Here is a 13,084-nt window from a genome sequence, read left to right on the forward strand (position 1 = left end):
CGCCGGGCCGATACGGTGGCTGCATGACCCGCATCATCGCCGGCGCCGCCGGCTCCCTGACGCTCCGGGTGCCGAAGTCCGGCACCCGCCCGACGAGCGACCGCGTGCGCGAGGCACTGTTCTCGTCGCTCGAGGCACGGGGGCTCGTCGAGGCCACGTCGGTGGCCGACCTGTACGCGGGGACGGGCGCGCTCGGGCTCGAGGCGGCCTCGCGCGGTGCGGCCGAGGTCGTCCTGGTCGACCGGGCGTCCGCCGCCGCGCAGGCCTGCCGGGCGAACGCGAAGGCCGTGCAGCAGCGGGTGCCGGGCGTCCGGATCGACGTGCAGCCGCAGCCGGTGCTCGGGTACCTGCGCGGGACCGTCCGCACCTTCGACCTGGTGTTCATCGACCCGCCCTACGACGTCACCGAGCACGAGCTCGCCGAGGTGCTCGAGGCCCTGTCGCCGAAGCTGACGCCGGATGCCGTCGTCGTGGTCGAGCGGAGCAAGCGCTCCCCCGAGCCCACCTGGCCGGCGGGGCTCGCGCCGTTCAGCAAGCGCAGCTACGGCGAGACCGTCGCGTGGGAGGCCGTCGCCGCCGGCTGAGGCGCTCTGCGCGTGTGCACGCGCTCTGCGACGGTGCACCTGTCGAACGACGCGTGTTCTGTCGCCACACGGTGGTGCACCGACCGGGCCCGGTCAGCCGGCGGCGCCGTCCCAGTCCGCGTAGGGGTCCCAGCCGGTCGTCGGCACCGGCGACCCGGCACGCAGCAGGTCCGCGTCCCCACGCTCGCGCACGACACCGATGCGCCGGAAGCCCCCGGGCAGAGCCGTGCCTGCCGGGAACGTGGCGAGCAGTCCGTGGTCTTCGCCACCGTGCAGCGCGACCTCGTCGACGTCGGCGGCGGCATCGAGTTCGAGTGTCACCCGGCTGGCACAGGCGAGCCGACCGGCGTCGATCGCCAGGCCGTCGGACAGGTCGAGCATCGCGGTGGCCCCGGCCCCGGCTGCGAGCGGCCCGTCGGCGATCGGGGGCACCGGGCGGCGCTGGCGTCCGACGTCGGGGTCGACGTCCGCGCCGCTCGTGACCGTTGCGGCGCGGTCCGGCTCGCCCCGGTCGTCGACGCCGTCGCGGAACAGTCGGGACAGCCCACGGGCGGCACGTCCGAGCTCGCCGGACACCGCGAGCACGTCACCGACGCTCGCGCCCGACCTGAGCACGGGCGCGCGGCCCAGCAGGTCACCGAAGGCGGTGACGGCCACCGTGAACGTCGCCGAGGTGGACAGGTCTCCCCCGACGACCCCGCACCCCGGCGCGAGTGCGTCGACGGCGAGCCGGAAGCCGTCGGCGATGCCCTCGAGGACGGCCACGGGGGTGTCCTGCGGTGCGGCGAGGGCGATCACGAGGCCGCTCGGTACGGCGCCCATCGCGGCGACGTCGGAGAGGTTCGTGGCGGCCGCCTTCCAGCCGATGTCCGTCGGCGACGACCACGCCCACCGGAAGTCCGGACCGTGGACCATCATGTCCGTCGTGACGACGAAGCGGCCGTCCGGAGCGGCGACGACGGCGCAGTCGTCACCGGGGCCGAGGATCGGCGTCCCCGCGGGCAGACGGCTCGTGATCCGGTCGAGGACGACGAGTTCGCCGAGCTCCCCCACCGTCGGTCCGGCCCAGGCGTCGTCCGTCGCATCCACACGAGAACGGTAGCCTGGACGGCGATGGACACCGCGCGCCGCACCCCTCGCACCCTCGCGATCGTGGGGGCCGTGATCGCCCTCGCCGCCGGGCTGACCGGGTGCACGAACGCCGTGTCGATGTCCGCCGCCCCGTCGGCGAACGCAGCGGCGTGCGCCGCCGTGCAGGTCCGGCTGCCCGCGACCGTGGACTCGAAGTTCGACCTGCGGAACACGAACGCGCAGGCGACCGCTGCCTGGGGCGACCCCGAGGTGGCGATCTACCACTGCGGTGTCGCCGTCCCCACCGTGTCCGACCTGCCGTGCTTCTCGCAGGGCGGCGTCGACTGGATCCGCGACGACCGCGGCGACCAGGTCGTCTACACGACGTTCGGTCGGTCACCGGCCGTGCAGGTCGTGGTCGACTCGACGAAGACCACGTCATCGGTCGTGCAGGAGCTGTCCGACGCCGTGTCGTCACTGCCGAAGGACGGGCACGAGTGCCTCGACCCGGCGGACGTGCAGGGCTGACCGAACTGGTCAGCGGACGGCGGCTCGACCCAGCTCGATGAGCTCCGTGATCAGCTCGCCGTAGGACACGCCCGACGCCGCCCAGCAGCGCGGGTACATCGACAGCGGCGTGAAGCCCGGCATCGTGTTGACCTCGTTCACGACGAAGCCGTCGTCGGTCAGGAAGCAGTCGACACGAGCGAGCCCCGAACCACCGATGGCCTCGAACGCGCGGGCACCGATGGAGCGGATCTCGTCGGTCTGGTCGTCGGTCAGCGGGGCCGGGCAGAGCAGCGACTCGTCGCCGCCCAGGTACTTCGAGGCGAAGTCGTAGAAGCCGTCCTCGGCCACGACGATCTCGCCCGGCAGGCTCGTGCGCGGTGCACCGTCACGGCCTTCGAGCACGGCGACCTCGACCTCGCGGCCGATCACACGGGGCTCGACGATCACCTTGGAGTCGTGCTCGAACGCCAGGTCCATGGCGGCGCCCAGCTGCGAGGGCTCGTCGACGCGCGAGACGCCCATGCTCGATCCCGCTCGGGCCGGCTTGACGAACAGCGGCCAGCCGTGCGCGGCGATCGTCTCGGCGACGTCCACGGGGTCGGCCGCCCACTGCCGGCGGAGCACCGTGGTCCACGGTGCGACCCGCAGCCCGGCGTGCTCGAGCACGGCCTTGGCGACGTGCTTGTCCATCGCAAGGGCGCTCGCGAGCACGCCGTCGCCGACGTACGGCAGCCCGGCGATCTCGAGCAGGCCCTGGATCGTGCCGTCCTCGCCGAAGGGGCCGTGCAGGATCGGGAACACCACGTCGACCGGGATCGCGGTGACGGTGCCGTCGGGGTGGGACACGACGAGTTCGTTGGTGGCCGGCGAGGTCGGGAACGCGATCCGAGTGCCGTTGTCGGGAACGGTCGGCAGCGCGCCGTCGCGGATGGTCCACTGCGCCGGGTCGTCCGACTGCAGCGTGAAGGCACCGTCCTGGGTGATCCCGATCGGCACGAGGTCGTACTCGGCCCGGTCGACGACGTCCATGATGCCGCCGGCGGTCACGCAGCTGATCTCGTGCTCGCTCGAGCGACCGCCGAAGAGCACGGCGACGGTGGTCCTGGGCATGGGGGTTCCCTCGGGGATCGTGGGCACGGGAGTCCCTTCGTGACTCGGTGCGGGACCGGTCACTCGCCCTGCGGCTCGTCGGTCTCGGTGAGGTGCGGCGCGATGTTGCGCGGATCGAGCCTACCGGCGAGGACCTCGCCGACCTGGCTGACGATGGGCATGTCGACGCCGTTCGCCGCGGCCAGCTCGAGGATCGGGGCGACCGAGGCCAGGCCCTCCGCCGTCTGGTTCATCTGGCGGACGACCTCGTCGAACCGGTAGCCCTGGCCGAGCAACCGCCCGGCGGTGTTGTTCCGCGACAGCGGCGACTGGCACGTGGCGATGAGGTCGCCGAGGCCCGCGAGCCCGGACAGCGTGGACGACTGCGCGCCGAGCGACACCGCGAAGTCGGTCATCTCGGCGAGGCCGCGCGTGATGATCGAGGCCTTGGTGTTCTCGCCGTAGCCGACCCCGTCGACGATGCCGATCGCGACGGCGATGAGGTTCTTCAGCACGCCGCCGAACTCGGTGCCGATGACGTCGGTGTTGATGAACGACCGGAAGTACGGGTTCGTCGCGACGGCGGCGACGTCGGTGGCGGTCTCCAGCGAGGACGACGACACCACGGCGGCGGTCGGCTGCCGACGGGCGATCTCGAGCGCCAGGTTCGGGCCGCTGGCCACCGCGATGCGGTCCTGGTCGATGCCGAGGCCCTGCAACAGGACCTCGCTCATCCGCAGTCCCGTGCTCTTCTCGACGCCCTTCATCAGGCTGACGACCGGTACGTCCGCGGGCAGCAGCTCGCGGATCGCGGCGAGGTTCGAGCGCAGGGTCTGCGAGGGCACCGAGACGTACACCTGCGAGGCGCCGTCGAGCACGCGCTCGAGGGACGTCGACGCGGTCAGGGTGCGGGGCAGGTTGATGCCGGGCAGGTAGTCCGAGTTGCGCTTGGTCTCGGTGATCTCGCGGGCGACCTCGGGGCGTCGTGCCCACACCACGGTGGAGGCACCGCCCTCGGCCAGCACCTTCGCGAACGTGGTGCCCCAGCTGCCGGCACCGATCACGGCCACTCGGGGCTTGTCGGTCGACTGCATGACCACCCGGATCGCGGCGGTGTCGAAGGCCCCCGGAGCCGCGGCGGCGGGGTCGGGTCGGTCGTCGTGGGGTCGGAGGTCACTCAAACCGGCCGGTCTCCTTCTGGTTGTTCGCCGCCGGGTCCCAGCGGGTCGCGGGTGCCCGTTCGCCACGGAGCACCTCGAGCAGCGCGGTGATCTCGCGCATGACGAGTTCGGTGGCCTCGCCGAGCATCTGCTGGTCGATCTGCCGACCGCGGTACGCCGACAGGTCGACCGGGTCACCGATGATGACGTCGACGCGGGACGGCGGGAACAGCCGGAGCTTCTTGCCGTACCGCGCCATGATGTTCTGCGTGCCCCAGTGGGCCATCGGGATGAGCGGCACGTCGTTCTCGAGCGCGATCCGCACCGCGCCCGTCTTGCCGCGCATCGGCCACAGGTCGGGGTCGCGGGTGAGCGTGCCCTCGGGGTAGACGATGATCGCCCCGCCCTGCTCGACCAGGGACCGGCCCCCGCCGAGCGGATCGCTCAGGCGCGTCCGGCCGGATCGTTCGACCGGGATCTGCCCCATGCCGGACATGAGCTTGCCGACCACGGGGACCTTGAACAGCGACGCCTTCGCCAGGAACCGCGGCGCCCGCTTCGAGATGTACACGGCGGTGCCCACGACCAGGGGGTCGATGTTCGTGAAGTGGTTCGGTGCGAGCACGAACGCGCCCTCCGCCGGCAGGCGGTTCGGGCCGTGCCAGTGGTAGCGCGCCGAGAACCGGAACGTCGGGATGACGATCGAGGCGACGATCCGGAACGCGGTGTTCAGCTCACCGCGGCGCCACCGGCGCCCACGCACGGGGAGGCCGGTCGTGACCTGCGCGTCGGAGCCGCCACGGGCCTCCAGACCGTCGCCTTTTCCTTCTGCCGGCACTGCGCCTACCCAGCGAAGTCGAAGTCGGCACCGAGCTTGCGCAGCTTCGGGATGAAGTGCTCGTAGCCGCGGCTGATGATGCCGACGTTGGTGATGTGCGACTCGCCGTCGGCGGTCAGCGCCGCGATGAGGTGGCTGAACCCGCCGCGCAGGTCGGGGACGCGGACGTTCGCGGCGTGCAGCTTCGTCGGACCGGTGATGACGGCGGCCTGCTCGAACGGGCGGCGGGCGACACGGCGGTCGTGGCCGGGCAGCCCCTCCTTGTGCACGACGATGTCGGCACCCATCTCGTTCAGCGCGTCGGTGAAGCCGAAGCGGTTCTCGTAGACGGTCTCGTGCACGATGCTCTGACCGTCGGCCTGGGTCAGCGCGACGACGAGCGGCTGCTGCCAGTCCGTCATGAAGCCGGGGTGCACGTCGGTCTCGATGACGACGGGCTTCAGGGTGTCCAGCTCGCGGTAGAACCGGATGCCGTCCTCCTGGATGTCGAACCCACCGCCGACCTTGCGGAAGACGTTGAGGAACGTCATGAGCTCCTGCTGGTTCGCGCCCTCGACGAAGATGTCGCCGTTGGTGGCGAGCGCGGCGGAGGCCCAGCTCGCGGCCTCGTTGCGGTCGTTGATCGCGCGGTGCGTGTAGCCGCGGAGCGACTCGACGCCCTCGATGAAGATGACGCGGTTCGGCTCGACCGAGACGATGGCGCCCATCTTCTGCAGGATCGCGATGAGGTCCATGATCTCGGGCTCGATCGCGGCGTTCCGCAGCTCCGTGACGCCCTTGGCGAGGGTCGCCGAGAGCAGGACCTGCTCGGTGGCGCCGACGCTCGGGTACGGCAGCTCGATCGAGGCGCCCTTCAAGCCGTCCGGGGCAGTCAGGTGGATGCCGTTGACCTGCTTGTCGACGACCGCACCCATGGCGCGGAGGGCGTCGAGGTGGAAGTCGATCGGGCGGTCGCCGATGCGGCAGCCGCCGAGGTCGGGGATGAACGCCTCGCCGAGCTTGTGCAGCAGCGGACCGCAGAACAGGATCGGGATGCGGCTCGAACCGGCGTGCGCGTCGATCTCGGCGAAGTGCGCCGACTCGACCCGCGACGGGTCGAGGATGAGTTCGCCTCGTGCAGGATCGGTGATGCGCACGCCGTGCACCTCGAGCAGCCCGCGGACCACCTTGACGTCGGAGATGTCCGGCACGTCACGGAGGATCGACGGGGTGTCACCGAGCAGCGACGCCACCATGGCCTTGGTCGCGAGGTTCTTCGCCCCACGGACCTCGATGCGCCCCACGAGCGGCTTGCCCCCGCGGATGACGATCTCGTCCGACTTGAGGCCCACGCGCGCCCCTGCGGCCGCTGCGTCCTGTACGAGAGAGTTCACTACTTCACCGGCAATGTCTTCGGCCGCCAACTGGAGCGGCGGGATTCGAACTCCGTGATCGAGGTCTCGTCACGGAGGGTGAGCCCGATGTCGTCGAGCCCTTCCATCAACCGCCAACGAGTGTAAGCGTCGATCTCGAAGGGGACGTCCACATCCCCCAGCGACACGCGCTGCGTCTCGAGGTCGACCGTCGCTTCGATGCCCGGGTTCGCCTCGATGACGGCCCACAGCCGCTCGACCTCCGGTTCGGTCACGATCGCGGTGACCAGGCCCTGCTTGCCGGCGTTGCCCCGGAAGATGTCCGCGAACCGGGGCGAGATCACGACCGAGAAGCCGAAGTCACGGAGCGCCCAGACGGCGTGCTCGCGGGACGACCCGGTGCCGAAGTCGGGGCCGGCGATCAGGACGCGGGCGCCCTGGTAGCGCTCCTGGTTCAGGACGAAGTCGGGGTCCTGACGCCATCCGGAGAACAGGGCGTCCTCGAAGCCGGTCTTCGTCACGCGCTTCAGGTAGACCGCGGGGATGATCTGGTCGGTGTCGACGTTGGACCGCTTGAGCGGCGCGGCGATGCCGGTGACGGTGGTGATCTTGTCCATCAGAAGGTCCCCTCGGTGGCGGTGGCGGACGTCGCCGCCGCGATCTCGTCGTCGGTCTCCAGGTCCCACGGGCTGGACAGCGTGCCGCGCACCGCGGTGGCCGCGGCGACGAGCGGCGACACCAGGTGTGTGCGGCCGCCCTTGCCCTGGCGGCCCTCGAAGTTGCGGTTCGAGGTGCTCGCGCAGCGCTCCCCCGGTGCCAGCTGGTCCGGGTTCATCCCGAGGCACATCGAGCAGCCGGCGAACCGCCACTCGGCACCGAACTCCTTCATGACGACGTCGAGCCCCTCAGCCTCGGCCTCGAGCCGGACGCGCGCGGAGCCCGGAACCACCATGACCCGAACACCCGGCGCCTTCTGCCGGCCCTTGATGATCGACGCGAAGGCCCGCAGGTCCTCGATGCGCGAGTTCGTGCAGGAGCCCATGAACACCGCGTCGACGGCGATGTCCTTCATCGGGGTGCCGGCGGTGATGTCCATGTACTCCAGGGCGCGGCGTGCGGCGGCCTGGTCGTTGGGGTCGCTGTAGGCGGCCGGGTCCGGCACGCTCTCGGACAGCGAGACGCCCTGGCCGGGGTTCGTGCCCCAGGTGACGAAGGGCTCGAGCTCGTCCGCGTCGATGAACACCTCGGCGTCGAAGACGGCGTCGTCGTCGGTGGCGAGGGTCTCCCAGTACGCGACGGCGTCGTCCCAGTCCTGACCGGTGGGCGCGTGGTCGCGGCCCTGCACGTAGTCGTAGGTGGTCTGGTCGGGGGCGACCATGCCGGCGCGGGCACCGGCCTCGATCGACATGTTGCAGATCGTCATGCGGCCCTCCATCGAGAGGGCGCGGATCGCGGAGCCGCGGTACTCGAGCACGTAGCCCTGGCCGCCGCCGGTGCCGATCTTCGCGATGACGGCCAGGATGATGTCCTTCGCCGTCACCCCCGGACGCAGCGTGCCCTCGACCGTGATCGCCATCGTCTTGAACGGCTTGAGCGGCAGGGTCTGCGTGGCGAGGACGTGCTCGACCTCGGACGTGCCGATGCCGAACGCCATCGCGCCGAAGGCCCCGTGGGTGCTGGTGTGCGAGTCGCCGCAGACCACGGTGATGCCGGGCATGGTCAGGCCGAGCTGCGGACCGACCACGTGGACGATGCCCTGCTCCTTGTCGCCCAGGGAGTGCAGCCGGACGCCGAACTCCTCGCAGTTGCGACGGAGGGTCTCGATCTGGATCCGGCTCGTCGGGTCCGCGATGGGGCGGTCGATGGCGAGCGTGGGGGTGTTGTGGTCTTCGGTCGCGATCGTCAGGTCGAGGCGACGCACCGGTCGCCCGGCCTGCCGCAGGCCGTCGAACGCTTGCGGACTCGTCACCTCGTGCACGAGGTGGAGGTCGATGTAGAGGAGGTCGGGGTTGCCGTCCTCGCCCTTGACCACGACGTGGTCGTCCCACACCTTCTCGGCGAGCGTCTTTCCCATGAGCTCAGCCCTCCTCGTCCTCGTCGTTGCGCCGCGACCGCGGCGTGATCAGGCGACTCTACCATTGGTATACCAACGCGCGGCACCCCGCCCGCCGCGGGTCCGTCACCCCGCCGTCGCACGCCCGTCACCCCGTGGCGACACGGCATGGAGGCCCGTGGCGACTCCCCGACACCCGTCGCGGTGGGAAGATGGTGACGACATGACGACACCTGCGCACTCGACCCGGACCATCAACCTCGAGGGCGCGGCACGCGCCGCGATCGCCGGTGGCGCACCGCTCGCGCTGCTCATCGCCCTCGGCATGCCGGGGTACGCCGCCTTCGCCATGTTCGCCGGGTTCACCGCCATCTTCGGCGCGACCGAGCCCTACCGGCAGCGTGCCGTCACCACCGGCGTCGCGGGTGCGCTGCAGGCGCTCTGCATGTTCGCCGGCATCGGGGTCGGGCTCGTCGGGTCGCCGCTCTGGCTGCAGGCCGTGGGTCTCGTCGTCGTCCTGGTGGTCGCGGTCTGCACCCTCTCCACGCTCCGGGCGATCCCCGCGCAGCCGATCTTCCCGGTGTTCGCGTTCGTCGTGTCCGCACTCGTGCCGATGCGCCCGGCGGACGTCCCGCTCGTCACGACGATCATCGTCTGCTCGGTGGTCTGGGCCTGGCTCGTCGCGATGTCCGGTGCGGTGCTCCGTCGGGTGCTCCACCCGCACGCCCCGCACCGGTTCCGCCCGCTGGCCGATCGCAAGCACCGGTCGCTCGCGGTCCTGCGGACACCGGCGCTGTGGGAGACCGTCGGGCTCAACGTCGTCGGGTCACTCGTCGCCGGGGCCGTCGCGGAGTCGATCCCCGGGCTCGGGCACCCGTACTGGGCGGTCATCGCGGTGGTGTCGACCCTGCCGGCGATCCGGCAGCGGCACACCGTGGTCCGCGCCGGGCAGCGTGTGGTCGGCACGATCGGCGGCACCGTGATCGCGGTCGGCATCCTGCTGCTCGAGCCGTCGGCGTGGTGGATCGTCGTGCTGGCCGTCGTCGGGCAGTTCTTCGCCGAGATCTTCGTCGCCCGGAACTACGCCGTGTGTCTGCTGTTCCTCACTCCGCTCGCCCTGGCGGTGTCGTGGCTGAGCCTGCCCGAGGCGCCGCAGCTGCTGGCGCTCGACCGCATCGCGCAGACCGTGCTCGGTGCCGTGGTCAGCGTGGGGCTGCTGCTCGTCGGGCGTGCGATCGAGCGCCGGCGTGGCCGTGCCCTCGGTGCGACGAGCGCGATCCGGACCGTCTGACGCGCCCGGTCGTTCCGGGCGTGCCTGGTCGAACCGGGCGCACCTCGTCGAATCGGGCGTACCGGGTCGAACCGGGCGTACCTCGTCGAATCGGGCGTACCGGGTCGTTCCTTTCGACCAGGAATGCCCGATTCCGCCTGCCATCGCGCGAGGCAGGGGAAGGAACGTGCGCGGACGGCGGACGGGAGGCCCGTGGCGGCGCCGCCACGGGCCTCCCGTCCGTCCGTGGTCGCGACCACCGCGTCCTGCGAAAGCGACAGATCGCTGCGGAACAGCCGCGGGGATCTGTCGCCCTCGCGGACGGGACGGCACCGCGTGTCGCGGGTCGGTCGCTTTCGCGAGCCCGTCCGCCTCACCCCCGCGTCAGTCGCGCGGCTGGATGTTCCAGGCGTCGATGACGGGGCGGCCGTGCTCGTAGCCGAGGATGCTGACCGAGGCAGTGCCGAGCTTCAGCACGGCGCCGTCCTGCGGCGCGAGCCGGATCCACGCGGCACCGAGCGCGCGCAGCACGTGGCCGTGGGCGATGAACACCGCGTCGTGGCCCTCGGCGAGCACCGGACGGGCACGGTTCAGGATGCGCTCGACGCGGACCCGGACCTCGGCGGCGTTCTCCCCGGGGGTGTCGCCGGCGGGGACGCCGTCGGTCCAGAGGTCCCACGGCCCGTGGCGCAGCACCTTGATCTGCGGGGTGGTGAGGCCCTCGTACGCGCCGTAGTCCCACTCGTACAGGTCCTCGTCGAGCTCCGGCTCGACGCCGATCAGGTGCGCGGTGTCGCGGGCGCGCTGCAGCGGGCTCGACAGCGCCAGCGCGAACGACCGGTCCCCGAGGTACCGGCCCGCGCGCTTCGCCTGCTCGACACCGTTGTCGGTGAGCGGGATGTCGGTGCGGCCGGTGTGCTGCCCGCTCTTCGACCACTCCGTCTCTCCGTGACGGACGAGGACGAGTTCGCCGGGGCGTTCCGAGGTCATGAGTTCCTTCCGATCCAGAGGCCGAGCGCAGCTGCGCCGACCGAGACGACGAGCATCCCGAGGCCGTTCAGGACGGCGAGCCGGGTCTTGCCGGATCGGAGGAGCTGTACGGTCTCGACGCTCGCCGTCGAGAACGTCGTGTACCCACCCATCATGCCCGTCCCGAGCACAGCGACCGTCGAGGCGGGGATGGTGCCGGCCTGCCCGAGGCCCGTCAGGACCCCGAGCACGAGCGATCCGGACACGTTGATGAGCAGGGTCCCGACCGGGAACCCGGCGAACCGGGTGCCGGCGACGCGGCCCTTGACGAGCCCGTCGAGCACGAAGCGCAGCGCGGCGCCGGCTCCCCCGCCGACGGCGACCAGGATCAGTTCGACCGGGCTCATCGGGCGTCCTCTCGGGGTTCGGTGCGGGGCCGGGTGGCGGCGGCGACCCACAGACCGAGGACGACCGCGGCGAGTCCGAGCACGACCGACAGCAGCGCGTATCCGGTGCCCGCCGTCCAGCGCCCGAGGTCGAGCAGCTGCGCGGTGTCGTCCGCGAGCGTGCTGTAGGTCGTGAAACCGCCGAGGACGCCGGTGCCGACGAACAGCCGGACCGCGCGACGACGACCGACGTCCGGCCCGCGGCGTGCGAGCGCGTCGAGCAGGAACCCGAGGCAGAACGCCCCGACGACGTTGATCCCGAGGATGGTCCAGCTGATCCCGTCGTGCGCGGGGAACGCCGTGGCGAGGAGTGCGCGGACGGCCGTCCCGATCGCGCCGCCGAGGGCGACCAGGGCGACGAGCCTCCAGCGCAGGTGCGGTGGGCGTTCGGCGTGCATCGTGCTCCCGTCGCGAGGCGATCGTTCCCCGGGTGACGGGGACGATCCAGGCTAGCCGAGACGACGAAACCCCCGCCGAGCCGGAGCTGGACGGGGGTTTGCGTGCTGGTGACCCCAGCGGGATTCGAACCCGCGTTACCGCCGTGAGAGGGCAGCGTACTAGGCCGCTATACGATGGGGCCGCGGCTGTTGTCGGACTCGGAGCATGTCACCTGTGGTGACCCCAGCGGGATTCGAACCCGCGTTACCGCCGTGAGAGGGCAGCGTACTAGGCCGCTATACGATGGGGCCGTTCCGACAACTCGACAAGTATTGCACAAGGCTCGCATCCGCACCAAAACGGGGCGTGTCGCCCGGGTGTGCCGCCATGTCGGAGCAGGCATACGGTGGATCGATGACGGCCGACCACGACGCGATCGCCCGGGCCAGACACGTGAGCGGCTGCCCGTCGGCCACGGTCCGGATCGGCCTGTCCGGGTGGCAGTACGACGGCTGGCGTGGGGACTTCTACCCCGACGGCCTCGCGAAGCGGCGGTGGCTCGAGCACGTGGCGTCGCGGTTCCCGACGGTGGAGCTGAACGGATCCTTCTACTCGCTGCAGCGCCCGGCGCGCTACCGGGCGTGGCGTGCGGCCTCGGGCGGGCAGCCGTTCCGGTTCGCGGTCAAGGGCGGCCGGTACGTCACGCACATGCTGCGGCTCCGGAACGTCGAGACCGCGCTGGCGAACTTCTTCGCCTCGGGTCCGCTGGAGCTCGGGGACACCCTCGGGCCCGTGCTCTGGCAGCTGCCCGAGCGCCTGCTGCCGACGCCGGAGGTGCTCGACGCGTTCCTCGGGCTGCTCCCCCGGACGCACGGTGCCGCCGCTGAGCTCGCACGCCACCACGACGACGAGGTCCCCGGCGAACCGGACGGTCTCGTGGTGCCCGAGGAACCGGCGTGGTCGATCGACCACGCGCTCGAGTTCCGGGCCGCCGGCTTCGGCGACGAGCACCTCGACGTGCTGCGCCGACACCGCATCGCCCTGGTCGACTCGCACGCCGGCGACTTCCCCCGCTTCCGGGCGGACACCGGGGCACCACTCGCGTACCTCCGGTTGCACGGCGCACCCCGGACCTACCACGACGGGTACTCGCCCCAGGCACTCGGCGGGTGGGCGACGACGGTCCTCGAGCACGCCGAGGCCGGTCAGGACGTCTACGTGTACTTCGACAACGACGCCGAGCGGCACGCTCCGTGCGACGCCCTGGCGCTCGACCGCCTGGTCGCGGCGCGACTGCGTCGGCGGGCGCCCGACCGGTGAGCAGCAGAAGCCGGGTGCGTGGACGCGACCCGTCGCGTTCTGCT

General features: G+C 71.5%; 14 protein-coding genes and 2 tRNA genes. 4 read left to right on the forward strand and 12 right to left on the reverse strand.

Going from position 1 to position 13,084, the window contains the following annotated elements:
- Nucleotides 1-23 precede the first annotated feature (23 nt).
- Complete coding sequence (locus DEJ05_RS07695; protein ID WP_110863961.1) at nucleotides 24-584, forward strand: RsmD family RNA methyltransferase; 561 nt, start codon at nucleotides 24-26, stop codon at nucleotides 582-584.
- A 93-nt stretch (nucleotides 585-677) separates the two neighbouring features.
- Here the strand turns inward: DEJ05_RS07695 and thiL are convergent, their stop codons facing one another.
- Complete coding sequence (gene thiL, locus DEJ05_RS07700) at nucleotides 678-1,673, reverse strand: thiamine-phosphate kinase (protein ID WP_111110136.1); 996 nt, start codon at nucleotides 1,671-1,673, stop codon at nucleotides 678-680.
- A gap of 24 nt (nucleotides 1,674-1,697) precedes the next feature.
- Here thiL and DEJ05_RS07705 point away from each other — a divergent pair, with 24 nt between their 5' ends.
- Nucleotides 1,698-2,183, forward strand: a complete 486-nt coding sequence (locus DEJ05_RS07705; protein ID WP_111110137.1) for a DUF3515 family protein — start codon at nucleotides 1,698-1,700, stop codon at nucleotides 2,181-2,183.
- Between the two features lie 9 nt (nucleotides 2,184-2,192).
- On the opposite strand, the gene DEJ05_RS07710 is transcribed toward DEJ05_RS07705, so the two are convergent.
- From DEJ05_RS07710 to leuC, 6 genes are all read right to left on the reverse strand, one after another.
- The gene (locus tag DEJ05_RS07710; RefSeq protein ID WP_111110138.1) at nucleotides 2,193-3,275 is read right to left on the reverse strand and encodes a D-alanine--D-alanine ligase family protein; all 1,083 of its coding nucleotides are present in this window, start codon (nucleotides 3,273-3,275) and stop codon (nucleotides 2,193-2,195) included.
- Nucleotides 3,276-3,334: 59 nt separating this feature from the next.
- A complete protein-coding gene (locus DEJ05_RS07715) occupies nucleotides 3,335-4,348 on the reverse strand; it encodes an NAD(P)H-dependent glycerol-3-phosphate dehydrogenase (protein WP_031259730.1) in 1,014 nt (337 codons plus the stop codon).
- Nucleotides 4,349-4,427: 79 nt separating this feature from the next.
- On the reverse strand, nucleotides 4,428-5,252 hold the full coding sequence (locus tag DEJ05_RS07720) for a 1-acyl-sn-glycerol-3-phosphate acyltransferase (RefSeq protein WP_111047099.1): 825 nt from the start codon (nucleotides 5,250-5,252) through the stop codon (nucleotides 4,428-4,430).
- A 5-nt stretch (nucleotides 5,253-5,257) separates the two neighbouring features.
- Nucleotides 5,258-6,625, reverse strand: a complete 1,368-nt coding sequence (gene murA / locus DEJ05_RS07725) for a UDP-N-acetylglucosamine 1-carboxyvinyltransferase (RefSeq protein ID WP_071405672.1) — start codon at nucleotides 6,623-6,625, stop codon at nucleotides 5,258-5,260.
- Nucleotides 6,625-7,221 carry a 3-isopropylmalate dehydratase small subunit gene (leuD, locus tag DEJ05_RS07730; protein ID WP_111038544.1) on the reverse strand — a complete coding sequence of 199 codons (597 nt, stop codon included), beginning with the start codon at nucleotides 7,219-7,221 and terminating at the stop codon, nucleotides 6,625-6,627. The genes murA and leuD overlap by 1 nt, the downstream gene beginning before the upstream one ends.
- Entirely contained in the window at nucleotides 7,221-8,678 is a 1,458-nt protein-coding gene (gene leuC, locus DEJ05_RS07735) for a 3-isopropylmalate dehydratase large subunit (protein WP_111029137.1), read from the reverse strand. Before leuC ends, leuD begins: the two co-directional genes overlap by 1 nt.
- Nucleotides 8,679-8,880: 202 nt before the next feature.
- Here leuC and DEJ05_RS07740 point away from each other — a divergent pair, with 202 nt between their 5' ends.
- Nucleotides 8,881-9,948: an FUSC family protein gene (locus DEJ05_RS07740; protein WP_181440686.1), complete on the forward strand. Its 1,068-nt coding sequence runs from the start codon at nucleotides 8,881-8,883 to the stop codon at nucleotides 9,946-9,948.
- A 363-nt stretch (nucleotides 9,949-10,311) separates the two neighbouring features.
- Here the strand turns inward: DEJ05_RS07740 and DEJ05_RS07745 are convergent, their stop codons facing one another.
- From DEJ05_RS07745 to DEJ05_RS07765, 5 genes are all read right to left on the reverse strand, one after another.
- Entirely contained in the window at nucleotides 10,312-10,917 is a 606-nt protein-coding gene (locus tag DEJ05_RS07745; protein ID WP_027465908.1) for a histidine phosphatase family protein, read from the reverse strand.
- Nucleotides 10,914-11,303 (reverse strand): fluoride efflux transporter CrcB, encoded by a 390-nt coding sequence (crcB, locus tag DEJ05_RS07750; RefSeq protein ID WP_111087783.1) that lies wholly within the window; start codon nucleotides 11,301-11,303, stop codon nucleotides 10,914-10,916. The genes DEJ05_RS07745 and crcB overlap by 4 nt, the downstream gene beginning before the upstream one ends.
- The gene (locus DEJ05_RS07755; protein ID WP_111103486.1) at nucleotides 11,300-11,740 is read right to left on the reverse strand and encodes a CrcB family protein; all 441 of its coding nucleotides are present in this window, start codon (nucleotides 11,738-11,740) and stop codon (nucleotides 11,300-11,302) included. The genes crcB and DEJ05_RS07755 overlap by 4 nt, the downstream gene beginning before the upstream one ends.
- Before the next feature lie 106 nt (nucleotides 11,741-11,846).
- Nucleotides 11,847-11,922: transfer RNA gene (locus DEJ05_RS07760), tRNA-Glu, on the reverse strand.
- 33 nt (nucleotides 11,923-11,955) lie between these two features.
- Nucleotides 11,956-12,031 (reverse strand) — tRNA-Glu (locus DEJ05_RS07765).
- 103 nt (nucleotides 12,032-12,134) lie between these two features.
- On the opposite strand from DEJ05_RS07765, the gene DEJ05_RS07770 reads away from it, so the two are divergent.
- Complete coding sequence (locus tag DEJ05_RS07770; RefSeq protein WP_111110140.1) at nucleotides 12,135-13,040, forward strand: DUF72 domain-containing protein; 906 nt, start codon at nucleotides 12,135-12,137, stop codon at nucleotides 13,038-13,040.
- Nucleotides 13,041-13,084 lie beyond the last annotated feature (44 nt).

Origin of the sequence: Curtobacterium sp. MCLR17_045 (genome assembly GCF_003234405.1) — a bacterium.
GTDB lineage: Bacteria > Actinomycetota > Actinomycetes > Actinomycetales > Microbacteriaceae > Curtobacterium > Curtobacterium flaccumfaciens.

Coding starts and splice junctions, on each gene's coding strand:
- DEJ05_RS07695 (WP_110863961.1), top strand. CDS start 24: ATGACCCGCATCATCGCCGGCGCCGCCGGCTCCCTGACGCTCCGGGTG.
- DEJ05_RS07705 (WP_111110137.1), top strand. CDS start 1,698: ATGGACACCGCGCGCCGCACCCCTCGCACCCTCGCGATCGTGGGGGCC.
- DEJ05_RS07710 (WP_111110138.1), bottom strand. CDS start 3,275: ATGCCCAGGACCACCGTCGCCGTGCTCTTCGGCGGTCGCTCGAGCGAG.
- DEJ05_RS07715 (WP_031259730.1), bottom strand. CDS start 4,348: ATGCAGTCGACCGACAAGCCCCGAGTGGCCGTGATCGGTGCCGGCAGC.
- leuD (WP_111038544.1), bottom strand. CDS start 7,221: ATGGACAAGATCACCACCGTCACCGGCATCGCCGCGCCGCTCAAGCGG.
- leuC (WP_111029137.1), bottom strand. CDS start 8,678: ATGGGAAAGACGCTCGCCGAGAAGGTGTGGGACGACCACGTCGTGGTC.
- DEJ05_RS07740 (WP_181440686.1), top strand. CDS start 8,881: ATGACGACACCTGCGCACTCGACCCGGACCATCAACCTCGAGGGCGCG.
- DEJ05_RS07745 (WP_027465908.1), bottom strand. CDS start 10,917: ATGACCTCGGAACGCCCCGGCGAACTCGTCCTCGTCCGTCACGGAGAG.
- crcB (WP_111087783.1), bottom strand. CDS start 11,303: ATGAGCCCGGTCGAACTGATCCTGGTCGCCGTCGGCGGGGGAGCCGGC.
- DEJ05_RS07755 (WP_111103486.1), bottom strand. CDS start 11,740: ATGCACGCCGAACGCCCACCGCACCTGCGCTGGAGGCTCGTCGCCCTG.
- DEJ05_RS07770 (WP_111110140.1), top strand. CDS start 12,135: ATGACGGCCGACCACGACGCGATCGCCCGGGCCAGACACGTGAGCGGC.